This window comes from Solibacillus sp. GQ1 (genome assembly GCF_059758555.1).
Genome location: NZ_JCAXEX010000001.1, coordinates 1421376 through 1446001, shown reverse-complemented (window position 1 = coordinate 1446001; position 24626 = coordinate 1421376). Strand labels below are relative to the sequence as shown.

Sequence of the window (24626 nt, the reverse complement as noted above, 5' to 3'; positions counted from 1 at the left end):
AAGTAGGGGGACAAGGATGATGAGTTCCATTTTTTCAATGGATCTATTGAATTTGTTATTCAAAAATAGTAATGATGCTGTGTTCTTTATGGAAAAAATAGATGAAAAGTATCGTTATATTTTTGTCAATGATGCTGCAGTAAATTTGATTAATACGAATCCTTGCGGCAAAACGATCGAACAGGTAATTCCGTCCCATTTGGCAAAAACGATTATTCACCATTATGACTTAACAATCGAACAAAATAAGCAAGTTGAATTTGAAGATTTCACTTATGAAAGAATGAACGTTCGAAAACAAAGAACGACAACTATTCCAGTAATACAAGACGGGAAAAATTATATTTTGGCTATGACAAAAGAAGTGTCGATGAGTCTTGATTTAGAAGATAAATATTTATTTATGCGTTCCTTATTCTCTAATTCATTTTTATCAACGATATTAGTTTCCAATGACCTGCAATTGCTTGAAGCGAATACAAAATTTTTGGGTGAATTTAATATTCAAATGGAAGATGCTTCCCGTACAAGTATATTGGATATGCCTTTTATAGAAAGAAAAATGGCAATAAAATTAAAAAGCTATTTGAAACGTGCTCAGCTTGGAGAAAATGTTCAATCAAAAATGCTGTTTTTTATCGATAAACATAATGAACAGCGATGTTTTACTGCTTCTTTTTCTTCGCTGACAAGTAACGGTGAAAATATTGCCGTATTTATTATATTGCAAGAAATAACAGAGTATATAAAACAAGGACAGGCATTACGCACTGCATCGCATGGCCTGGAAATGTTCAAAAATGCGATCAATTCTTTTGCTGACGTTATTTTTACAGATGCTGACGGAAATATAATAGATGTAAATGAAAGAGTTATTAAAAATACAGGCTTTACCCACGACGAATTAATCGGTAAGCCACACCATTTTCTTCATTCAACATATCACGCTGATACGGCTTCAATGAGTTATTGGCAAAAAGTCAGAAAAGAAGAAATTTGGCGTGATGAAGTATGTATTCGTAAAAAGAATGGCGAAATTTATTGGGTGGACTCCACTATAATTCCTTTGAAAAATGAACTAGGGGATGTCGAGCAGTTTTTAATGGTTCAATATAATATTTCGTCTGAAAAGCAATTAATGTCTGAACTATATATAATAGAACGTAATTTCAGAGCGATTACTGAAAATACGAATGATTTTATTGTCGTAACAGACCGCTACGGGAAAATTAAATACGCTTCACCTTCCTATTCAAGGAAACTTGGCTATCGGGAAGAAGAGCTGATAGGTGTTCCGTACGATCGATTGCTGAAGCCTGAAAGTGTCCAACTGTGGCATGAAGCATTGAACCCGGAAAAGTTTGATAGTGTAGAAGAACAAAAAATTGAATTGCTTTTGTATAAAAAAGATAATAGTACGATATGGACGGAAGGGAATTATACGCTAACTTTCGATTTGGCAAATCATGAAATCACGGAAATTGTCATGGTTTCTAGAGAAATTACCGAGCGCAAGCAGCTGGAAGATAAATTAACCTATTTAGCGTATCATGATAGTCTTACGCAGCTAGGTAATCGCCGGAAACTGTACAAGGACTTTCCGCTGCTTAAAACCGAAGCAGACGAAACAGGCACCTGCCTGGCAATTTTATATCTTGACGGTGACAATTTTAAACAAGTAAACGATCTATATGGCCATGATGTAGGGGATGAGTTTTTAATTCAATTCGGGAAATCACTCGTTCGCAGTGTGCGAAACGAAGACCTCGTAATAAGGCTGGGCGGAGACGAATTTTTAATTGTTATAACAGGGCTGTCCACTGACGAAAAAGACCGTTCTGTTCAACTAGCCCATATTATGGACAGAATCAAAGAAAATCTGCAAATCGGGTGGATGATTAGAGATGCGCATTTCTCACCTACTGCCTCGATGGGTCTATCGATTTATCCACAGCACAGTTTAAATTTGGATGTGCTTATCGACTTGGCAGATCAGGTATTATACAAGGCGAAACAATCTTCCAATTAGCACATTCTTCATATCCATATCTCACTTGCAAGAATACGGAAATTTACTCCGTATTCTTTTTTTATTTTAAAATACAAATGGTACAATAATGAAGATATATATTGTTGATAGAGAGGGTAGCTGATGAAACAGAAGATTTTAATAATTGAAGATGAAAAAAATATTGCACGTTTCCTTGAACTGGAGCTTAAGCACGAGCGATTTGATACGGTTGTTGCATATGATGGGAGAACGGGTCTGGAATTGGCTGAAAGGGAACTATTCGACTGTATTTTGCTCGATGTCATGCTGCCTCAATTAAACGGGATTGAAGTATGCAGACGAATACGGAAAACAAGCGATGTACCGATTCTGTTAATTACTGCACGTGATGAAGTAATGGATCGTGTTTCAGGGTTGGATGCGGGAGCAGATGATTATATCGTGAAGCCGTTTGCGATAGAAGAACTACTAGCCCGGATCCGTTCGATTTTGAGAAGAGTCCAGCATACTCAAAAATCTAAACAACTCATTGTAAGGGATTTAGAAATCGATGTGCATGCATATGAAGTAATATTTGAAAATAATAAAATCGAGCTGACAAGAAAAGAATTCGATTTACTGAAGCTGCTTGTGGAGAACAGAAACCATGTATGTACACGTGAACGTATTTTAGAGACAGTTTGGGGATTCGATTCAGAGGTAGAAACTAATGTAGTTGATGTATATATTCGCCATTTACGTTCAAAACTGCAAACAGAAAATACTCCGTACATTGAAACAGTACGTGGTGTTGGATATGTGATACGCGGGTGAGGATGATGAAAAACAAATTACTGAACCTTTCATTAAAATCAAAGTGGATGCTTGCAGTCGGTGTAACGATTTTTGTAAGCTATGCCCTTATTTCTGTTGTGCTGTATATCGCATTGCAAACATGGCTTATTCATAATGAAGAAAAAAATGCATTGCGAACGGTTGATGATATGACAACATACTTTGAATCACAAGGTAACACTGTTACAGTACAGGCACTCCAAAACAACACCGCATTGATGAAGGCCATTTTAAATCAAGAACAAACGGTACGTGTATTTAATCTGGATGGTATTGAGGTAATGCGTATCAATGATGCTGCGCCGGCTGCACAACTGCCAAAAAAACAAAATTATTTTTCAACGGTTATTGAAAAGCAGATGATTTCAGGATCTGAAAGCTATGTCATCCACAGAGTCGTTCAAATCGGACAATTTCAAGGGGTTATGCAGCTGATTCACCCATTAGCAGCATTTCAATCGATGATGAATTATATTTTGACAACAATTTTTATTATTGGTTTCGGTGCCATTTTATTTTCGGTTGTGATCAGCTATTACCTGGCGAATATGCTAATGAAACCGCTTGTCCAATTACGGGACGCAATGAGTTTTGTTAGAAAAAACGGGTTTACTGCACAGCCTAACTTTGATTATTCGGCAAAAGATGAGATTGGCGATTTACTTCATATGTATCGTACTTTAATGAATGAACTGGAGATATCGTTTACAAAACAGCAGCAATTTGTCGCAGACGCCTCGCATGAACTGCGAACACCGATTCAAGTTATTGAAGGTCATTTATCATTAATTAAACGGTGGGGTAAAGATGAACCGGAAGTAATGGAAGAATCGTTAAACACTTCGTTAACCGAAATTGCGCGTATGAGAAAAATGATCGAAGAACTATTGCAATTGGCAAGAAGGGAGCAAGCGGATGAACAGGCTGAGGCTGATATAGAACAAGTATACGAACAGGTAAGAGAAGAATTGTTGCAGCTATATCCTAACACTGAGTTTCGCCTCAATGTTACCGGTGATAAAACGGCTGCTTCCATTACCGAACATGCTTTAGCGCAAATCTTTAGAAATATTTTGAGTAATAGTATACGATATAATAGCAATGTTCCAAAACTTCATGTAACAATTGATTATAATGAATTACAGTCGCAGATTTCAGTTACGATAGAAGACAATGGTATTGGTATTTCTGAACAACATTTACCACATATTTTCGACCGGTTTTACCGGGCGGATGCATCCCGAACTAATAAAATTGCAGGTACTGGACTAGGGTTAAGTATTACGAAGATGCTTGCAGATAAATATGAAGTGAAAATTGATGTCGAAAGTAAATTACAGAAAGGTACCTTTTTTTACCTTAAACTTCTTAAAAAATGAATAATTTTTCTCAATCTAATTACTATTTCAATAGTTCACGAAAAAAATTGCTTAATTTGATAAAAAGAGTTGTATTTTTTGTGAAGAGTAGTAAGATTGAGATGGAAAAAATGTTCTTCCGCCGTTTATAAATGTGCTTTTAGTCCATGTGGAAGAATGATAAAATATTATTTGCTTTGTTTTGGTAGATAAAAAGAGGGTACTTACTTTATCTACATACAAAAGAAGGTAATTTTTGTATTGTGATATACAATATTATACCTTTTTAAGTAAATTATTGGAACAGCCATAAGGCAAAATTTGGAGGTTATTTTCATGTCGAACAATGTATTACCTGCAGGTTCTCCATGGTCAGCGTTTTCTGGTCCTAACTTAGGTTACGTATTAGAGCAGTATGACTTATTCCTGCAATCTCCTGAAGAAGTGGAACCGGAACTAGTAGAATTATTCCAAGCTTACGGTGGTCCTGTATTTGCAGATGGTCAACAACCGGTTGCAACAGCAGCAGTAACAGGTACTGGAGACTACAAAAAAGTATTAGCAGCAGTTAAGCTGGCAGAATCAATTCGTGAATATGGCCATTTAGCAGCAGATTTATACCCATTAAAAAATCGTCAATTAGATACTTCACGCATTGAAGAAAGCGTATTCAATTTAACAGCAGCAGATTTACAAGCTATCCCTGCATCAGTATTTTTTGCAAATGTTCCTGCAGGTGTTACAAACGGTAAGGAAGCAATTGATTATTTGAAATCTGTTTACACAGATAAAATAGGTGTGGAAGTTGCACATTTACAAAATGCGGAAGAACGTGCTTGGATCGAAGCTCAAGTTGAAGGCGGAACTTTCAAAACAACGTTATCTGCCGAAGAAAAGAAAGCAGTATTAGAGCGTTTAACACGCATTGAAAACTTTGAAAAATTCATTCATAAAACATTTGTTGGTCAAAAACGTTTCTCTGGAGAAGGTTTAGACACTCAAATCATTTTATTAGACGAAATTATCAAATCTTCAGAAGCTAAAGGTGTAAAAAACGTTCGAATCGGTATGGCACACCGTGGTCGTTTAAACGTATTAACTCACGTATTAAAAAAACCATACGATATGATGTTCTCTGATTTCGCCCATGTTTCTAACGACCTTTTCTTCCCTGAAGATGGTAAATTAGAAATTACAAAAGGCTGGACTGGCGACGTGAAATATCATATGGGTGCATCTTACACTCATGATTCTGGATTGAACGTTAAATTAGCTTACAACCCGTCTCACTTAGAAGTAGGAAATCCGCTTGTAATCGGTTCTGTACGTGCAGCACAAGATGATGTATCAGCAGCTGGTGTTGCGAAACATGATCCATCAAATGCATTCGGTATCATCCTGCATGGTGACGCGGCATTCGCTGGTCAAGGGATTGTAACTGAAGGCTTCAACTTCTCTCAAACAGAAGGATTCAAAACAGGTGGTACAGTTCAAATTATCGCGAACAACATGATCGGTTTCACAACTGAGTTACATGATTCACGTTCATCTAATTATTCATCTGACCCTGCAAAAGGCTATGATATTCCGGTTATTCATGTAAACGCTGACAGCCCTGAAACAGTGGCAGCTGTTGGTCGCTTTGTTGCGGAATACCGTGCGAAGTTCAAAAAGGATATCGTAATCGACTTAATCGGTTACCGCCGATACGGTCATAACGAAACAGATGATCCGACTGTTACAAACCCTGAAACATACAAATTAGTTGCAAAACATGAGCCGATTCGTGCATTGTATGGTGCAGAATTAGCAGAAGCGGGTGTTTTATCTGCTGATGAAGTAAAAGCTTTAGATATTGCTATTTATGCGGAAATGCAAGCTGCGTATGATCATGTAAAAGAAATGGCTGAAAAAGACGAGCATGTAACGCCTAATATGCCGGAAGAACTAAAAATCGAATTCCCTGAAATCGATACTAAAGTAGATGCTGAGCGTCTGGCTAAAGTAAATGAAGATTTACTTGTGTTTGCAGATGGTTTTGAACCGCAAAACAAGTTAGGTAAAATTTTAGCAAAACGCCGTGATGCATTCGCAGATGGTAAAATTGACTGGGGTCATGCTGAAACATTAGCATATGCAACAATCACACAAGATGGCACACCAGTTCGTTTCACTGGTCAGGATGCACAGCGTGGTACGTTCTCTCAACGTCACTTAGTATTACATGATAAAAACAATGGTTCTGAATTCACACCATTACATCACATTGAAGGTGCAAAAGCATCATTCTCAGTTTATAACTCACCACTTACAGAAGCAGGTGTAGTAGGTTTTGAATACGGGTACAATTTAGAAAACCAAAATGTATTATCAGTATGGGAAGCACAATTCGGTGACTTTGCAAACATGGCGCAAGTAATGTTTGATAACTTCATCTCAAGTGCCCGCGCTAAATGGGGTCAAAAATCTGGATTCGTACTTCTTTTACCACATGGTTATGAAGGTCAAGGTCCGGAACACTCATCAAGCCGTATGGAACGATTCCTGCAATTATCTGCAGAAAATAACTGGTTCGTAGCAAACTGTTCAAATGCAGGCAACTACTACCACTTATTACGACGTCAAGCTGCATTACTAGGTACAGAAGGTGTACGTCCATTAGTAGTGGTTTCTCCAAAATCACTTTTACGTCACCCACTTGCTGCAGCTACTGCTGAACAACTTGCAACTGGTCGCTTCCAGGAAGTAATCGAGCAAGAAGGTTTAGGCAAAAACACAGAAGCGGTTGAAAAAGTAGTACTTGGTACTGGTAAAGTAATGATTGATTTAGCAGAACGCGTGAAAGACGGCGAAGGGCTTGATCACTTACACATCATCCGTGTTGAACAAATTTATCCATTCCCTGCACAACAAGTGAAAGATATTATCGCTCGTTTCCCGAATGTTAAAGAAATCGTTTGGGTACAGGAAGAACCGAAAAACCAAGGTTCATGGACATATGTTCTTGAAACATTATATGATATCGCAGAAGGCAAAAAAGTGCGCTATGTAGGACGTCCTGCAATGAGCTCAACTTCTGAAGGCGATGGCGATTCACATAAAGCAGCACAAGCTAAATTAGTGAACGAAGCACTTGAAAAGTAATAAATGATTTGTTTAAAAAGAGCTGCTTCTATTTAAAATAGAAGTGGCTTGCTATACAATGAATGTGTAGCGTAATTAAAGGAGGATATGAACGTGGCTGAAATTAAAGTCCCTGAATTAGCAGAATCAATTACTGAAGGTACAATTGCCCAGTGGGTGAAAAAAGTTGGAGATCGCGTAGAAAAAGGCGAATTCATCGTTGAGTTAGAAACTGATAAAGTTAATGCTGAAATCATCTCTGAAGAAGCAGGCGTTTTAAAACAAATTTTAGCTGAAGAAGGCGATACTGTATTAGTAGGACAAGTAATCGCAGTAGTTGAAGCAGGCGAAGGCGCAGCACCTGCACCAGCTGCTAAAGAAGAAGCACCAGCAGCAGCTCCGGCTCCAGCAAAAGAAGAAGCTCCTAAAGCAGCAGCACCTGCACCAGTTGCAGTTGAAGAAACTTCAGGTGAGCGTGTAATCGCTTCACCGGCAGCTCGTAAATTAGCTCGTGAAAAAGGTATTGACTTAGCAGCAATCTCACCTGTTGACCCACAAGGTCGCGTACGTGTACAAGACGTTGCAGCACATGGTACAGCACCAGCAGCTCCTGCAGCATCAGCTGCCCAAGCTCCAGCAGCAGGTAATGGTCCAATGATCTTCACACCAGCAGCTGATACAGACCGTGTAACAGTTGAAAAAATGAGCCGCCGTCGTCAAACAATTGCAAAACGTTTATTAGAAGTAAAACAATCAACTGCAATGTTAACTACTTTCAATGAAATTGATATGACGAACATTATGGCATTACGTAAGCGTAAACAAGATGAGTTCGTGAAAGCTAACGATATTAAATTAGGCTTCATGTCATTCTTCACAAAAGCTGTAGTAGCAGCATTAAAGAAATATCCATATGTAAATGCACAAATTAACGGTGATGAAATTCACTTAAACAACTTCTTCGATATCGGTATTGCTGTATCAACAGAAGAAGGTTTAGTAGTACCGGTTGTTCGTGATGCAAACGCTAAAAACTTCGCTGAAATTGAGAAAAACATTGCGGAATTAGCTGGTAAAGCACGCGACAAAAAATTAGGCTTAAACGACATGGCTGGCGGATCATTTACAATCACTAACGGTGGTGTGTTCGGTTCATTAATGTCAACACCAATCATGAATGGTACTCAAGCTGGTATTTTAGGTATGCACTCAATCGTAAACCGTCCAGTAGCTGTTAATGGGGAAGTTCAAATTCGTCCAATGATGTATGTAGCATTATCTTACGACCACCGTATCATCGATGGTAAAGATTCTGTTGGCTTCTTAAAAACAGTAAAAGAAATGATCGAAAACCCAGAAGATTTATTATTAAATTCTTAATAGTATTTTCTATGCTAATGCGCGATATTCTGTATATTGCGCATTAGCTTTTTTGTTAAGGAAACTATAGAATATTGCATTGTAGATAACGTAAAAATATAGTTTTATCCACGTCTAGGCTAAAGCGCCAACTCCTCGCACCATTAGGTCCCTCCGTGCAAAAGTGGTGGAGCGTTTACTTTTGCGCCGGGCCCTCCAATGTATGTCAGAGTTGAACGGGCGCTTTAGCGCATTTATTCTTACAGTGAAATTTCAGAAAAATGAGTGTTGACGGAAATGTCGCAATAATGTAATATAAACATATCAATTTCATATTAAAACCTCACACTCTCGTGAGGTAGAGGCGCGATACTTAACAGTTTTATATGGAGCCATGAGCTGGCTGTGAGATATAAGAGAAGGAAATATCGCCGAAGTGTTGTAAATGCTCAATTATACAATGCTGGGTCTGCAGTGAATAATTGCAGAACTGTCTCAATCATCTATATCCCTGATGGTTGAGTTGTGCTATCTCAAAATGGGAACTGTAGAGGATTCGGGCTAATTATAATTTAAACGACCTAAAGTTCTTCTTTTAGGTCGTTTTTTGTATATTTGGCGCCCGAAATTTAACAAATAAGGAGAGATTTTCTATGAAAAAGAGACTATTAATTTTATTGACTGCCATGACAATGCTATTGCTAGCAGCTTGTGGTACAAGCGATGAAGGTACTACAAGCAGTTCAGATTCAGACAAAAAAGTTATTAAAATCGGTATGGAAGCAGCGTATGCGCCTTTTAACTGGTCACAAAAAGATGATGCCAATGGCGGAGTTCAAATTGCAGGTTCAAAGGAATACGCAGCAGGCTATGATGTGGAAATTGCAAAAAAAATTGCAGAAGGTCTGGACATGGAATTACAAATTGTTAAAACAGACTGGGATGGCTTGATTCCATCATTACAATCAGGTGCCATTGATCTAGTAATTGCTGGTATGTCACCAATGCCTGAACGTAAGGAAGTAATTGATTTCACGGAGAACTATTATACAAGTGACTATGTCATTGTTGTAAAAGAAGACGGCCCATATGCAAATGCAACTTCATTATCTGACTTTGCAGATGCAAAAATTACAGGTCAGCAAGCGACAACACATTATGATGTAATCGATCAAATCGAAGGTGTTCAAAAACAAGTAGCGGCAACTGATTTTGGTGCAATGCGCGTGCAATTACAGTCAGGCGCAATTGACGGATACGTTTCAGAACGTCCAGAAGGTATCTCAGCTGAAATGGCTCTGAACAATATTAAATACATCGTACCTGAACCAAACTTCGAAGCAGACGAAGCCTCAACAGCTGTAGCAGTAGGTTTGAAAAAGGGTTCAGATTTACGTGAACAAATTAACAAAGTTTTATCTGAAATTTCGGATGAAGAGCGTCAACAATTAATGGAAGACGCAATTGCAAATCAACCAGCAGCACAATAATCGTGTAGCATTAACAGTTTTAATGAGGTTGTCTTGCCGGCAAACGGAAGACAACCTTTTTCTATTAAAATTATGATTTCATACATAAATAGTAGAAACAAAGAAAGAAATGGAGGACAAGGCGATGGCATTTTTAGAATCATCATGGAACTTGTTTACGAACAACTGGGATTTATTTGTACGTGGAGCTTGGACTGCACTTCTGTTGGCAATTATCGGGACAATTTGTGGAACACTGATCGGATTTTTCATTGGAATTATGCACACAATTCCACAACGCAAAAAAAATATTAAATCAGCTATTCTGAAAGTCTTTAACTTTATTTTAACGGCTTATGTGGAAATTTTCAGGGGCACGCCAATGATGGTACAGGCGATGGTCGTATTTTATGGTCTTGTCTACTTAGGGATCGATATTGACCGCTTTCTAGCAGCTTCTATCGTTATTAGTTTAAACACAGGAGCCTACATGGCCGAGTATGTGCGTGGTGGTATCGTATCAATTGATAAAGGCCAATTCGAGGCTGCACAAGCGATTGGAATGAATCACCTGCAAACGATGATTCATATTGTTCTGCCGCAAGTAGCACGCAATATTTTACCTGCAACAGGGAATCAGTTCGTTATGAATATTAAAGATTCATCTGTATTAAGTGTTATTTCGGTAGTGGAACTGTTCTTTACTGCGAATTCGATTGCGGGCAGTAACTATAAATATATTGAAGCGTTCTTTATCGCAACGGTATTATACTTTATTATGACATTTACTGTAACTCGTTTCTTACTATTATTCGAGAAAAAGATGGACGGACCTTCCTCGTATAAAGTGGAGCTCATTACAGGCAACAAGCTAGATAAGGATGGTGAATAAAATGACAGTTGTAATTGATATTAACCATTTAAATAAAAAATTCGGTGATCATGAAGTATTGAAAGATGTTAATTTCCAAGTAAACAAAGGGGAAGTAGTAACATTGATCGGCTCTTCAGGTTCCGGAAAATCAACACTTTTACGCTGTATTAATTTACTGGAAACACCAACAGCAGGGGAAATAATCTATAATGGTGAAAATATTTTAAATGACGGACATCAAATTGAAAAGTACCGTACGCATTTAGGTATGGTATTCCAGCAGTTCAATTTATTCAATAATTTGGATGTACTAAATAACTGTATTGTTGGCCAAATCAAAGTGCTAAAGCGTTCAAAAGATGAAGCAGAACGGAATGCAATAAAATATTTGGAACTTGTCGGGATGAGCGCCTATAAAAATGCGAAACCGAAACATTTATCCGGTGGACAGAAACAACGTGTCGCAATTGCACGTGCATTAGCGATGGATCCGGATGTAATGCTGTTCGATGAACCGACATCAGCACTTGACCCTGAAATGGTAGGGGAAGTGTTAAAAGTAATGCGCCATCTGGCAGATCAAGGAAATACGATGCTGATCGTTACACATGAAATGGAGTTTGCCAAGGAAGTATCGGACCGGATTGTATTCATGGATAAAGGGGTTATCGTTGAGGAAGGCCCTCCGGAACAATTGCTTGTAAACCCAAAACACGACCGCACAAAAGAGTTCTTGAAACGAACATTACGGTAATAGCAAAAAGCTCGCAGTTAACTGCGAGCTTATTTTCGTGAGTTCCATTCGCTTATTAAAATAAATACAATTGCAAAAGCAATTACAATTGCGAAAAACCACATTGGAATACTACCAAATGCCATACATTCCACCTCTGCTTGTGAGTTTAACATGGAATAGTTGTTCTATCAAATATCGGAAACAGCGATAAATTAAAACTATTTTTATGTGGTTGGTTTCCTTGTATTTATATTAGAAGCAAGAAAAGTTGATTTTTACTACAACGCGCTTTCCACTGGCAGGAAAATCATATAAAATAGGAGAGTATCGATATTAGTTAAAAGTGAGGGAATAACATGCTACATTTAAATTGGAAAGATGCACCGACAATTCGCACGGTAAAATGTGTACATACAGATGCATCGAAATATTTAGTATCAAACGTATTAACAGTAGGCAAAGAATATGAAGTAAAAAACGAAACTGAAGAGTTCATCTTTGTAATCGACAACACAGGTGAAGTTGGCGGTTTCTACAAAGAATACTTCGCTTAAAAATAAAAGGTGTGCGAAAAGTCTTATGGCTTTTCACACACCTTTTTTATTTCTGTTCCAGTATCGTATGCTCGATTTCATGGCGCCTTTCGTCTGTCTGTACGTGCACGCGTAATGTATCCTCAATATCATGCAGCAATTGCATCTGGGTTTGTTTAAATCGGTCAATATCACTATGGGATAATGCTGGTCGATTAGCAGCTTTTTTGGACACTTCCAACATCTTGCCGTTTTTACGCATCAATTGTTCCGATGCATCCATAAGACGTTCCTGAGATCGTATCGCACGACGCTGATTGTTCATGTTTAATAACATGGTTATTTGAGACTGCCATAATGGGATGGTCGTCATAATCGAACTTTGAATTTTTTCGATTAACATTTGATTTGTTTGCTGAATCATTCGGATTTGCGGTGCATATTGAATTGCCACTTCACGCGAAAGCTCCAAATCATACATACGGCGGTCAATCCACTCGATTTGCATTTCAATATCTTTCAGTTCATGCTGTTTAAACGGATTTTGTCCATCTACAATTTCTTTTTGCAGTGCAGGTAGGACAACATCCCGCATATGCTGTTTTTTAATTTCCAGTGTTGCAATATAAACATTGATTTCCTGAAAATAATCTTCATTGATCGCATAGAGTTTATTTAAAAACTGGTAATCGTTTAATAGTGCATTTTGATTATATTCCAGTTGGATGCTTAAGCGATCAATGCGTTTACTTAACTTATTGTAGTGGGTCATAATTTCTTGAATAGACTGTGTGGAACGGCTGAAAAGTTTAGCAAAAAAACCTTTATCCTGTTCAATCAATGCATCCGGGTCAATCATCTCCAAATGCTGCATTAAATCGGATAATACTTCACCGACTTTCCGAACATCTTTGCGCTGAATATACTGCAGCATCTGGGTCGTGAATTTTTTTAGTGCTTCTTGTGCGGGTAAACCAAATGCCAAAACCGTTTCGTAATTTTTTGGCTCTAAATTTTGGGCTAATTGCAGTGCCCGCTGTTTCATATCATTTGATAATGATGCGAAAAGCGGTGAGGCTGCATTGTTTGCAACATTCACCGCAAATTGTTCTTTACTTACTTGCAAGTCAACGTTTTCACTCGCTGTAAAGGCATCAAAAGGATTGTTTGTCATATTCATTTGTTACTCACCGCCGATTTTTAATCGATCTTTACGCTTTTCATTCGACAATTTTGCAAAGTCGAGTTCGATTTTCAAGTTTTCGATATCCGAAGATAAAGCACTTTTCAAATCAGATTCCATCGTAATTTGCAGCTCTTTTAAAGTTCTGCGCGTATCTTCCAACGCTAAATGTACTTCCGTACCAGGTACTTGCTCTTTTGTCAGCAACGTATATTTATCAGAAAGCTGTACGGCTGACGGCAAGTGTGCATAGAAGAAATCTTCCACTGCATAAAACTTGTGCGGATTTGTCTGCACTATATTAATAATGCGCTTTGCCAGTTTTGACATTTCATTTATTTGCTTAAAAGAACGTACCGAACGCACTCTGACATATTGCTGGTTTAATGCCTGAATATGTGAACGGGCCTGTTTTAATTGTGCTTCGATTAAATTGTATTCCGATTTGGAAAGCCCGATTTTTTTACTTTGTGCCGTTTTTTGAATAGCGTAAGTTACTTTATTACTGATGAAATATGCTGCTGCTCCAAGAGGTAATGCCAGCATCGTTGTTATGCCGGTAAAATTAACAAACGTAAGAGTGACCGCTGTTGATAAAACTAATACATTAATTAGATGTCGTGTTAGAAAATTTATAGGACCAAGCATTGTCATACCTCCTTTACTCGATACTATTGATACGTATGAAACGTAAAAAAGTTTCAATACTACTTCCTTTATTGCAGAAAAATCAGTGGAATTAGTTATTTAAAGTCACACAGTTCTAAAGAAGATGAAATGGCGGCTTTTTATTAATCGTAACAAGTTTTGGCGCTATTAAAAAGTAAAAAGATTTGGAAAGCTAAACAATTATTATGATTTCCATTGTTCCCCTAATTATAATGAGCATTATTAGACATCGTGGACAAAAGTGTATAAGATATAGAGAAAGAAAGGATAATGTATATGTATAAAATTATTTATATGAAGGCAGATTATGAGCCTTGGTGGCAATTTGACGGTTGGGAAGAGTATATCGTATCAACAGAGCAGTATGATACAGAGCATCAATTCCAAATGGCATTGAATCATTTGCTTGCTCAGTTTCGAAACAAATATGAGTTTGAAGCACATAAAAATGAACGATTTTATGCATTTTGGTCAGAGGATGAATGTGAATTTTGTGAAGCCTGTGATGATGATGCCCAAATTTATCATGGCATTATTGTATTAACACCAGAAGCGATTACACAATAACAACATTTAATTGAAAATTTGCTTAATTTGCCAAATGGTAATTGACAGTCATAATTATGATATATATACTATATTTAACAATTGAAAGATTGACCGAATACAATGGCTTCACATATTACAAAAAGTAATCGAGTTAGTGGATCGGTACTCTTGTAATATGTGTTTTTTTATTTGGTTTTTTAATTGTTAACTTTTATTTTGGAGGTATTTATTGATGAAACAAGGTACAGTAAAATGGTTTAACTCAGAAAAAGGTTTTGGCTTCATCGAAGTAGAAGGGGAAAACGATGTATTCGTACACTTTTCTGCAATTCAAGGTGAAGGTTTCAAAACATTAGAAGAAGGACAACAAGTGGAATTCGAAGTTGTAGATGGCAACCGCGGACCACAAGCATCGAATGTAATCAAACTATAATAGTACAAATTTCGAAGCTGCGTATCAATTTACGCAGCTTTTTCTATTTATATATTACATATTTTTTACATATATTGTTATAATTTATGGAATACATAGGGAAGGTTGAGATACCAATACGAAACGTACATAATGCAATTTCTAACAATAACAGGCCGTTAAAATGGGGAGTAATTATTATACTAATATTGGCCGGTTTGTTCGGATTATTATACTTGCAAAAACAAAGTAAGCAGTCAAACGAACAAGTGAATGCACTGGCAGATAGTGAAATCAAATTCAGACCGATAAGCGGAACGTATTTAAAAATACACCAATACGAGCTTTTTTACCGAGACAATCCCATGCGTTCAAAAGAAGCGGTAAAATCTTCTGCATTAAGTGAAGCGATATCTAAATATGCGCTTATCAATTATTTACAGCAGCAAAATATTACTCTAAGTGATGAAAAGCGCCAATTACAACTGAAAATATTAGATGAGCAGATTACGTATGATATGCAAAACCCAATATTAAAAGTGTATTTTGAAAAGATGTTCCAAGAGCTTGAAATTAGCAAACAGGACTATATCGAGGAATATTTACTTGTAAACAAAGAACATGATATTTTATACAGGAACATGTAAGATACTGGTAAAGGCTTGGTTTTGGATGAGTCGGGCACCTCAAGCTATCCAGCTGGTGACCAGGATGAACTGTACGCAAATAAGATGGGAATATCATTCGATTACCTTGAATATTTAGCAGAAAGCGAATTCGTCCATATCGAGCCTTCGGTTACTGATTTGGATTTGCCTTTTACAGTTGATTCTTATCTTTTCGAGTTCGCTAAAAATCGAGATGGGGAAATTATTCTAACCTCAAGTGATTTTAATATGATGGGTTTAACAGATGAACAGAATTCCTTAATTCACGAAGTTAGAGAAAAATATAACCTTCAGGAATTGGCGCGGTATAATTTCAAATTGTATGAAAATGCCTTACAGCAAGAAGCGGCATCGGGAAATGAAAATGCGCCGGTTGCGGACGAGTTACTGGAATTATTTAAAGTAGTGGAGCGGAGTATAGACATGGTTCTTGGCGAAGTGGTAAATTATCAGTTCAGCGAAATCCCTTCATACGACGTCAGTAAATTGCGGAAGCATCAAAACATTACTTTACAGCTGTTTGAGCATGAATATTATTACCGTGCAGAAAACATCCCTAATAAATCCTATGCTTACCGAATTGCCAATGAAGAAGTAGGGGCAATGTATGGTTTATTTAATTATTTGAAGCAGGATTTTGAAATTGAATTAGATGAAGCAGCACGTATCAATGCGCGGGTACAGCTTGAAAAATCTCTGGCAGAGCAGTTGGAGAATCCTTATTTTAAAAAGTATATGGATGATTTATTGAAGACATTTGATATTCCATTATCTACTTATATAGATGATTACTTATTAGTGATGGAGGAATATAAACTCTTGTTGCAGCTAATGAAAGAGCAAAATTTAGGTCTTGATCATAATGGTCGGTACAATAAAGGCTGGATCGAAGCGCGCTACAGAATGGCTGCAGACTTCACGTGGGAAGATAAATTTGAGAAAATGTGGTCGATGGATGATGAGGAAATTGTGGAGCCACTTGAGCCGCAGCCTAATTTATCATTTTCCTTACCGGAATATGCGCAGTTAGGTATAAATAAAAAAGGAGAATATGTTTTTACTTATAGTTTCACACTTCCGATCTATTTATCTGATGAACAGCAAATATTATTTGATCTGCTTGTCAAAACGTTTGATTTACCGGTACTTTCCCGTTATTCGATTACACAATATATAGACAAACTGGATCAATTAAAGGCGGATGAAACAAAGAAAAACCAATTGCATGACATACTCGATATTTATAAAAATACGATTACCGAATAAATAAAAAGAAGGAGTGCAGAACAACTGCCTCCTTCTTTTTCGTTCATTAGCTTAAGCCTTGTGCATCTTTCCACTCTAGATACTCATCATATGTTAATGGTTTATCTAAAATAGAACCGTCTTCACGGATTTCGATTACGCGGTTTGCGATTGTTTGAATGAATTGGTGGTCATGTGATGTAAAGATCATCGCACCTTTGAAGCGGATTAAGCCTTCATTCAATGCTTGAATTGATTCAAGGTCTAAGTGGTTTGTTGGCTCATCTAATAACAATACGTTCGAGTTTGAAAGCATCATTTTTGAAAGCATACAGCGAACTTTCTCTCCACCTGAAAGTACAGCAGGAGATTTCTTCACTTCTTCACCTGAGAATAGCATACGGCCTAAGAAACCACGTAAGAACGATTCAGTTTCATCTTCCGGAGAATAAGGGCGTAACCATTCAACTAATGACTTTTCGTTACCGCCAAAGTATTGGTCATGATCCATTTCGAAGTAGCTTTGAGATGTTGTGACACCCCATTTATACGTACCGGCATCTGCTTGTTTACGACCCATTAAAATATCCATAAATGCAGATTTTGCATTTGGTGAACCTAAAAGGATAATTTTATCTTCTTTGTTCATTGAGAAGCGGATGTCTTTGAATAATGTTTCGCCATCTTGTGAAGCTGTTAAGCCATCAACTGTTAATACGTCATTCCCGATTTCACGACCAGTTTGGAAGTTGATGAACGGGTACTTACGGCTTGAAGGACGGATGTCATCCAGCTCAATCTTATCAAGCATTTTTTTACGAGACGTTGCTTGAGAAGATTTCGATGCGTTTGCAGAGAAACGTGCAACGAATTCTTTTAATTCTTTAATTTTCTCTTCTTTTTTCTTGTTTTGGTCTGCCATCATTTTTTGCGCTAATTGACTTGACTCATACCAGAAATCGTAGTTACCAACATAAAGCTGAATTTTACCAAAGTCTAAGTCAGCGATATGTGTACATACTTTATTTAAGAAGTGACGGTCATGGGATACAACGATTACTGTGTTTTCAAAGTTAATTAAAAACTCTTCCAGCCATTTAATCGCTTTTAAGTCCAAGTGGTTTGTAGGCTCATCCAGCAGTAATACGTCCGGCTTACCGAATAAAGCTTGCGCTAGTAATACTTTTACTTTGTCCGAACCTTCTAAGTCAGCCATCATCATGTAGTGCAAGTCATCGCCGATACCTAGACCGTTTAAAAGTGTTGCAGCATCAGATTCTGCTTCCCAACCGTTCATGTCAGCGAATTCGCCTTCAAGTTCAGCAGCACGCATACCATCTTCGTCTGTCATTTCCGGTTTCATGTAGATAGCATCTTTTTCAGCTTTTACTTCCCAAAGACGTTTGTTACCCATTACAACTGTATCTAATACGTTAAATTCATCGTATTCGAAGTGGTTTTGCTTTAATACTGAAAGACGCTCATCTTTACCCATTGATACGTGGCCTTCTTGTGCCTCAATATCACCAGATAAGATTTTTAAGAATGTCGATTTACCAGCACCGTTTGCTCCAATAAGACCATAACAGTTACCTGGTGTGAATTTAATATTTACATCGTCAAATAATTTACGGTCACCATAACGTAGACCTACACCTGATACTTGAATCATGCAAGTACCTCCTTGAATTGTTTCTTTGTATTTTCGATTGCTTAAAAAAGAGAATTCTCTTTTGCACACAATGTTTCTATTATAGCATGTCTTATTGTTAAATTAAATAACAGCGTATCGGAAATAACCGAATCTTATACAGCTGAATCATTTAGTTGTCACACATTTATAATCCGTTTTACTAATGAGTTATTAAAAGAGAAACGATGTGAAGCAAAAAACAAAGCCGAAGCAAACGATGGAGTTCCAAGGTATTGTCAGTTGGTTTTATGATAAGTGCGATTGGCCCACAAATCATTGCAATTGAGTATGATATGATCGGTACTCATTACGTTTTGAAGTGGATTATCGTCATATTATTCGGTTTTATGTCATTTTCGATCATCTCAATGCAAGGACAAAAGAAACCAGTATAATGGAGGTGTGTCTGAATCCGTTCAGTCACTTCTTTTTTTAATGAATCGTTTTAGTTTACATAATACAATTATGGTAAAGGAGAAGTGCATGAAAAAATTATTTATCTTAATCTTTGTTCTCTTATTGGCGGCATGTTCCGACAAACCCGGTGATGCCAAATGGGTTGCTCAAACATTACCAAATGAAGAAAAGAAAGAACCGGTTGTATTGAATGGGGAAGTGGCGATTCATTCACCGAATACAACAACTAGCGGCTTTGTCATCCATCAAAGTAAGCGAGATAAATGGATTGTAGTAAATGCACAGGACGTTGCAAGTCATCCGAATTCACTTATTTATGATGAAAATATTACGCTCGGGGAAACAGAGGCAATCGACGTTGCAAATAATATCGCAATCATTCATATCCGTAATGGCAAAGACTATTCGATTGAAGATATACACGCAAATAAGGAATTTGCTGCGAACAAAGATCAAATTGACCGTTTATTAGATGAAGCAATGGAAGAGAAGATGGATTGGCGACAGCGGCTGCAAAAAAATACCGATTTGCTGGAACACACAAATCAAGAACAGATCGATAACTTTACGAAGTACTATGAAAAAAATATATTTACGTACAATAGTGATGAACTAAAGAAGGCGGGTCTGGATTTTATTAACCAACTAAATGATTCTATAGTAAAGAAAGACCACACTCCTTTAAAAGGATATACCGCTTCAGATGATGTAGTACAAGCACTGCAGTATATAAAGAAACCGATTAAAGGTTATCAAATAAAAGATGCGCGAAAAGAAGGGGTCTATTATTTTGTGGATGGGGTGGACGAACAAAAAGAAGAAGTACGCCTCACATTTGTTCAAGAACAACAGCAATTTAAAGTAATCGGAGCAAATTTTCTAATAGACGAGTATCGGCCGGAAGAAATGGTACCGGAAGTTCAACTATCCGATGAACAGGAAATGGAAGCAGTACCTGCATTACAATTATTTATAATAGAGCAACTGCCGGCCATTCAATTAACTGTAGGTGAACTTCAGTGGAATATGAAACATGATGACAAGGGAATTGTTGTCAACAATGGTTCTGCGCAATTTACATGCAATTTCATCGGTGTGAAAGAGAATCACCTTGTATTAAACGGTTGTATTAACACAAAAAGTGAAAATTATATTATCGCCACATTCGAAAGATAAGAATAGAGAATAGGCGATTTTTTCAATAGAACATATTATCCGACACTATATATTATAAATTTAATTACAAAAAATAGCTCATAAGAAATAAAGGAACCCAAAAAATAATGCAAATAAATTGTTTGCCTATTTAGAAAGGGTTCTATTTTTATATGTCGAAAATATTGGAAATAGGGGACATAAATATATAAATTATCTCTTCAGTGATTGTGAATTATTCTATAAATATATTATGTAAACTAAAGTTACTTTTACGAACTTTTATTTGCATGTATAATAAAGAAATTGAAGTTATTTAGGAGGGATTATGATTTCACTAGCATTACAACATTTAAAAACTAATTTTGGTTATGACTCTTTCCGTCCTGGTCAAACCCAAATTATCGATAACGTATTAAATAACAACGATACGCTTGTTATTATGCCAACAGGGGGCGGGAAATCCCTTTGCTATCAGATTCCAGCACTGTGTATGGAAGGAACGACACTTGTTATTTCACCATTGATCTCTCTTATGAAAGACCAGGTAGATATGCTTGTATCCAGTGGAATTTCAGCGGCTTATATTAATAGTTCACTAAGCTATGAAGAAGTGCAGGACGTTATGTATGGTGTCCAAAGCGGTAAAATCAAATTGCTTTACATTGCACCGGAACGTCTCGAAAATGAGCGCTTTTGTATGGAACTTTCTCAAATAAATGTACCACTCTTGGCAATTGATGAAGCACATTGTATATCTCAGTGGGGGCATGATTTTCGACCAAGTTACCGTTCTATCCAGCAACTGCTGCATTTATGGAAAAAGAAACCGACCGTTATTGCATTGACGGCAACGGCTACTGAAGAGGTAAGTGCAGACATCCAACAGCTTCTTTCCATCGAAAAAGAAAATACATTTATTACTGGTTTCGCACGTGAAAATTTGTCATTTTCGGTTTTACTTGGAGAAAACAAAGAAACCTATATAAAAAAATATGTAAAAGCAAATGAAAATGAAGCAGGGATTATATACGCAGCAACCCGAAAATCAGTGGAATCCGTCTATGAAATGCTGAACAAAGCTGGTTTTGCAGTAGCAAAATATCATGGTGGTATGTTTGAAGAAGACCGTACATATGAACAAAATCGCTTTTTAAATGATGAAGTTCAAATAATGGTCGCAACAAATGCTTTTGGGATGGGGATCAATAAAACAAATGTACGCTATGTGCTTCATTACAATATGCCTCGTAATATGGAGAGCTATTATCAGGAGGCAGGCCGTGCAGGGCGTGATGGACTGGATAGTGAGTGTATATTGCTTTACAGCTCTTCCGACGAACAAACACAGCGTTTTTTAATCGATCAGGCACAAGATCGCTCTCGCATTCCTTTTGAACTGCAAAAGCTGCATGCGATGATTGATTACTGTCATACAGAACGCTGTTTACAAAGTTATATTATTGAATATTTTGGTGACGAGGCAGGTCAAGATTGCGGCAGATGTGCGAATTGCACAGATAACCGTCCGCAGCTGGATGTAACAACAGATGCACAGAAAGTATTGTCCTGTATCGTCCGAATGGGTCAAAAATTCGGTAAACAATTAACCGCTTCAGTATTGGCTGGCTCGCGCAGTAAGAAAGTACTTGAATTTAATTTTCAAAAGTTGCCGACATATGGCATTTTGCGTGCAATGAATGCGAAAGAGATTGCCAATTTTATCGAGTTTTTAATTTCAGAAAAACTGATTGTCGTAAATAATGGGCAGTTCCCGACGTTATCCATTTCTGATGCAGGAAAAGAAGTACTGCTTGGTCAAAAAAAGGTATTGCGTAAAGAAGCACGCATTATTGAATCCACAGTAGAGCCAAACGATCCTCTATTTGAAACTCTTCGTAAAATACGAAAAGAAATTGCCGATCGTGAGAAAGTTCCACCTTTTGTTGTTTTCTCAGATAAATCATTAAAAGATATGTGTGTCCGTAAACCTAAAAACAGTACACAATTTTTAGAGGTAAGCGGTGTCGGGGAGAGCAAATTGGAGAAGTATGGTAAAACATTTATTGAGGCGATTGTTGCAAATTCATAATTTATTGTTAAATAATTACAATTTTAACGATTGTTCTGAATTAAACTTTTCACAAATATTTTAAAGTTATCCAATTTATTTTATAAAATATTTTTAAACGAATAAATTCATTTTACTCATGAAATTTGCTATCTCACTATACTAAAGGAATGTATTGCCAAGTGCAGTACATTCTTTTTTTACTATTTTACGGTTTAAATCATTAAACTTTAAGTTAAGATATTGTAAAAATTCTGTATTCATAGTTTAATAAGAATATTCAGTTAAGAAGTGTAGGTGAAATATTGAATATACTAGGTGAACGCATCAAAAAGCTGAGGAAACAGAAAAAATTAACTCAAACCGAGTTAGTAGGGGAACGTTTAACGAAAGGTATGCTAAGTTTAATTGAGAACGGTAAAGCACAACCGTCAATGGAAAGTCTACGTTTTATTGCCAAAAGATTAAATGTCGATGTCGATTATCTTCTGGATGACGGGACACTTACAATGCTCAGAAACTTGTACACTACAATCGAAGAAGATGTAGAGCGAAGAAAGCTCATACGCGACCCTAAAGAGCTTCAATTACTTACGATTAAAATAATCGAAAAAATTGAACCTTATTTATCGGAAATTCAAGGCACGAACTATGAACAAATTCGCCTAAGAGAAGTTTATTTTTTAATGAATCGTACAATTAACAAGGCCAAATCACTCGACGAATATTGGAAGTTTATCGATCAGTACGAAGAAATCCATGCATATAGTCGAATGCTTCGTTGTTATTTTTATTTGTGCCAGGCTGCGATCGATCAGCGGAATTACAATGAAACATTAGCTATTTTAAAGCAAGGTGAAAAACGTATCGAACCATATGAGCTAATGATGGACCCTATGGTAATCCTTGATTTGTACTATAATTTAACGATTTCCTATTCAGCAGCGGATGATATTAGAATGTCTGAACACTATTTACAAAAGGCATTAAACATGGCTAAAAAGAAGCAAATATTTTATCGTATGGACCGCTTTTATCATTTGTTGTTTATTCAATCGATTGCGAATGAGGATATTAACAAGAGTAAAGAGTACATAGAAAAATTAATGCTTTTATCGGAGTTTGCTGATGATCCAGCGATATCGGTACGTTATTTATACAGCAAGCTGCATTATATGAACATTGTTGAAAAGAACTACGCACAAATCGTTCCGGAAATTAATCATTATAAAACAAAACTGAAGGATTACTTATTTTTATTTAAAAATCCTATCTTCATCGGTGAAGAGATGTATGCGGAATTTAAATTACAAAACTACTCGAAAGCACTCCAAATCGGTACTGCTTTAACCATTCCTGACTACTTACACCATCCCATTGATTTGGCTAAATATTATCAGTTCTTTGCTGTACGGGCATTAGCTTCATACTATGAAAATGATGCAGTAGCCGCAAAACGTGATATCATTTTTGCGAAAAATGGTGTAGAGGACTTTCCCGAGACAATTTACAAGAAATTTATTTACAAAGCTTTCAATGAAATATTCATTTAACTTCAATAACACTATACAAAAAAGAACGTACCACTCGAAATATCGAATGGTACGTTTCTTTATTCAGAATGATTAGCTTTCTTTCCAGTGAGCATCAATAAACTCATCGCGCCCGGATTTTGCACGGTCTTCTTGATAATGTGATTCTTCTTTTTTGTAATAATCCTGATGGTAACCTTCCGCTGGCCAAAAAGTTTCTGCCTGTTTAATTTCAGTTACAATCGGCTTTTTAAATCGTCCACTTTCCGCCAAATTTTGCTTCGACTGCATTGCCGCCGCATACTGTTCATCACTATGTGTAAAAATCACTGTTTTGTAAGACTCACCGCGATCGTGGAACTGACCGCCAGCATCTGTCGGATCAATTTGCATCCAGTATATATCCAATAGTTTTTCATAGCTGAAAATCTCCGGGTTAAATTCAATCTCGACAACTTCCACATGTCCAGTGTCTCCACGTTTTACATCTTCATATGTAGGGTTTTCCACATGTCCACCCATATAACCGCTCGTTACTTTTTCGATGCCTTCCCATTGATCAAAAGGTTTGACCATACACCAAAAACACCCACCTGCAAATGTTGCCTTCTCCATTTTGAATCACTCCTCATAAACCAGTACACATATTCAACCTGTACTTTATTTCAATATAGCTGTTAAATATGCTGTATTCTAACATGGATAAGGAATGACTTTCAATTTATTAATCTTTTA

Annotated in this window: 21 protein-coding genes and 1 riboswitch; of the genes, 17 read left to right on the top strand and 4 right to left on the bottom strand. The window is 36.9% G+C overall.

Features of this window, described 5'->3' with window-relative positions; genetic code table 11:
- The first annotated feature begins 19 nt into the window (after positions 1-19).
- The 9 genes from AC6CH1_RS07120 to AC6CH1_RS07080 all read left to right on the top strand — a co-directional run bounded on the left by AC6CH1_RS07120 (position 20) and on the right by AC6CH1_RS07080 (position 12318).
- Positions 20-2029: a diguanylate cyclase domain-containing protein gene (locus AC6CH1_RS07120; RefSeq protein WP_498316787.1), complete on the top strand. Its 2010-nt coding sequence runs from the start codon at positions 20-22 to the stop codon at positions 2027-2029.
- A gap of 123 nt (positions 2030-2152) precedes the next feature.
- A complete protein-coding gene (locus AC6CH1_RS07115) occupies positions 2153-2824 on the top strand; it encodes a response regulator transcription factor (RefSeq protein WP_498316786.1) in 672 nt (223 codons plus the stop codon).
- Positions 2825-2829: 5 nt separating this feature from the next.
- A complete protein-coding gene (locus AC6CH1_RS07110) occupies positions 2830-4224 on the top strand; it encodes a HAMP domain-containing sensor histidine kinase (RefSeq protein WP_498316784.1) in 1395 nt (464 codons plus the stop codon).
- Positions 4225-4539: 315 nt separating this feature from the next.
- Positions 4540-7347, top strand: coding sequence for a 2-oxoglutarate dehydrogenase E1 component (locus AC6CH1_RS07105; protein ID WP_498316782.1), 2808 nt, complete (start codon positions 4540-4542; stop codon positions 7345-7347).
- A 93-nt stretch (positions 7348-7440) separates the two neighbouring features.
- Positions 7441-8706 (top strand): 2-oxoglutarate dehydrogenase complex dihydrolipoyllysine-residue succinyltransferase, encoded by a 1266-nt coding sequence (gene odhB / locus AC6CH1_RS07100; RefSeq protein ID WP_427709812.1) that lies wholly within the window; start codon positions 7441-7443, stop codon positions 8704-8706.
- A 330-nt stretch (positions 8707-9036) separates the two neighbouring features.
- Positions 9037-9224, top strand: a riboswitch (Lysine riboswitch).
- 114 nt (positions 9225-9338) lie between these two features.
- Positions 9339-10175: a transporter substrate-binding domain-containing protein gene (locus AC6CH1_RS07095; RefSeq protein ID WP_498316781.1), complete on the top strand. Its 837-nt coding sequence runs from the start codon at positions 9339-9341 to the stop codon at positions 10173-10175.
- A 124-nt stretch (positions 10176-10299) separates the two neighbouring features.
- Positions 10300-11046: an amino acid ABC transporter permease gene (locus AC6CH1_RS07090; RefSeq protein ID WP_251687884.1), complete on the top strand. Its 747-nt coding sequence runs from the start codon at positions 10300-10302 to the stop codon at positions 11044-11046.
- Between the two features lies 1 nt (position 11047).
- On the top strand, positions 11048-11782 hold the full coding sequence (locus AC6CH1_RS07085; protein ID WP_251687886.1) for an amino acid ABC transporter ATP-binding protein: 735 nt from the start codon (positions 11048-11050) through the stop codon (positions 11780-11782).
- A 338-nt stretch (positions 11783-12120) separates the two neighbouring features.
- Positions 12121-12318: a DUF6501 family protein gene (locus AC6CH1_RS07080; RefSeq protein WP_079526794.1), complete on the top strand. Its 198-nt coding sequence runs from the start codon at positions 12121-12123 to the stop codon at positions 12316-12318.
- A 46-nt stretch (positions 12319-12364) separates the two neighbouring features.
- Here AC6CH1_RS07080 and AC6CH1_RS07075 read toward each other — a convergent pair whose 3' ends face one another.
- A complete protein-coding gene (locus AC6CH1_RS07075; protein ID WP_498316780.1) occupies positions 12365-13477 on the bottom strand; it encodes a toxic anion resistance protein in 1113 nt (370 codons plus the stop codon).
- A 3-nt stretch (positions 13478-13480) separates the two neighbouring features.
- Positions 13481-14128: a 5-bromo-4-chloroindolyl phosphate hydrolysis family protein gene (locus AC6CH1_RS07070; protein ID WP_251687890.1), complete on the bottom strand. Its 648-nt coding sequence runs from the start codon at positions 14126-14128 to the stop codon at positions 13481-13483.
- Between the two features lie 297 nt (positions 14129-14425).
- Here AC6CH1_RS07070 and AC6CH1_RS07065 point away from each other — a divergent pair, with 297 nt between their 5' ends.
- From AC6CH1_RS07065 to AC6CH1_RS07050, 4 genes are all read left to right on the top strand, one after another.
- Positions 14426-14716 (top strand): DUF1033 family protein, encoded by a 291-nt coding sequence (locus tag AC6CH1_RS07065; protein WP_251687892.1) that lies wholly within the window; start codon positions 14426-14428, stop codon positions 14714-14716.
- Between the two features lie 214 nt (positions 14717-14930).
- On the top strand, positions 14931-15131 hold the full coding sequence (locus AC6CH1_RS07060) for a cold-shock protein (protein WP_079526785.1): 201 nt from the start codon (positions 14931-14933) through the stop codon (positions 15129-15131).
- A gap of 215 nt (positions 15132-15346) precedes the next feature.
- Entirely contained in the window at positions 15347-15757 is a 411-nt protein-coding gene (locus tag AC6CH1_RS07055; RefSeq protein WP_498316779.1) for a hypothetical protein, read from the top strand.
- 21 nt (positions 15758-15778) lie between these two features.
- Positions 15779-17044, top strand: coding sequence for a hypothetical protein (locus tag AC6CH1_RS07050; protein WP_498316777.1), 1266 nt, complete (start codon positions 15779-15781; stop codon positions 17042-17044).
- Positions 17045-17090: 46 nt separating this feature from the next.
- Here the strand turns inward: AC6CH1_RS07050 and AC6CH1_RS07045 are convergent, their stop codons facing one another.
- The gene (locus tag AC6CH1_RS07045; RefSeq protein ID WP_065215942.1) at positions 17091-18695 is read right to left on the bottom strand and encodes an ABC-F family ATP-binding cassette domain-containing protein; all 1605 of its coding nucleotides are present in this window, start codon (positions 18693-18695) and stop codon (positions 17091-17093) included.
- Positions 18696-18949: 254 nt separating this feature from the next.
- Between AC6CH1_RS07045 and AC6CH1_RS07040 the strand changes: the two genes are divergently transcribed.
- The 4 genes from AC6CH1_RS07040 to AC6CH1_RS07025 all read left to right on the top strand — a co-directional run bounded on the left by AC6CH1_RS07040 (position 18950) and on the right by AC6CH1_RS07025 (position 23912).
- The gene (locus tag AC6CH1_RS07040) at positions 18950-19111 is read left to right on the top strand and encodes a hypothetical protein (protein ID WP_251687896.1); all 162 of its coding nucleotides are present in this window, start codon (positions 18950-18952) and stop codon (positions 19109-19111) included.
- Between the two features lie 88 nt (positions 19112-19199).
- Complete coding sequence (locus AC6CH1_RS07035) at positions 19200-20309, top strand: hypothetical protein (protein ID WP_498316775.1); 1110 nt, start codon at positions 19200-19202, stop codon at positions 20307-20309.
- A gap of 307 nt (positions 20310-20616) precedes the next feature.
- Positions 20617-22380 carry a DNA helicase RecQ gene (recQ, locus tag AC6CH1_RS07030; protein ID WP_251687899.1) on the top strand — a complete coding sequence of 588 codons (1764 nt, stop codon included), beginning with the start codon at positions 20617-20619 and terminating at the stop codon, positions 22378-22380.
- A 284-nt stretch (positions 22381-22664) separates the two neighbouring features.
- A complete protein-coding gene (locus AC6CH1_RS07025) occupies positions 22665-23912 on the top strand; it encodes a helix-turn-helix domain-containing protein (protein ID WP_498316773.1) in 1248 nt (415 codons plus the stop codon).
- 72 nt (positions 23913-23984) lie between these two features.
- Here AC6CH1_RS07025 and msrA read toward each other — a convergent pair whose 3' ends face one another.
- Positions 23985-24506 (bottom strand): peptide-methionine (S)-S-oxide reductase MsrA, encoded by a 522-nt coding sequence (msrA, locus tag AC6CH1_RS07020; protein ID WP_251687903.1) that lies wholly within the window; start codon positions 24504-24506, stop codon positions 23985-23987.
- Positions 24507-24626: the final 120 nt, after the last annotated feature.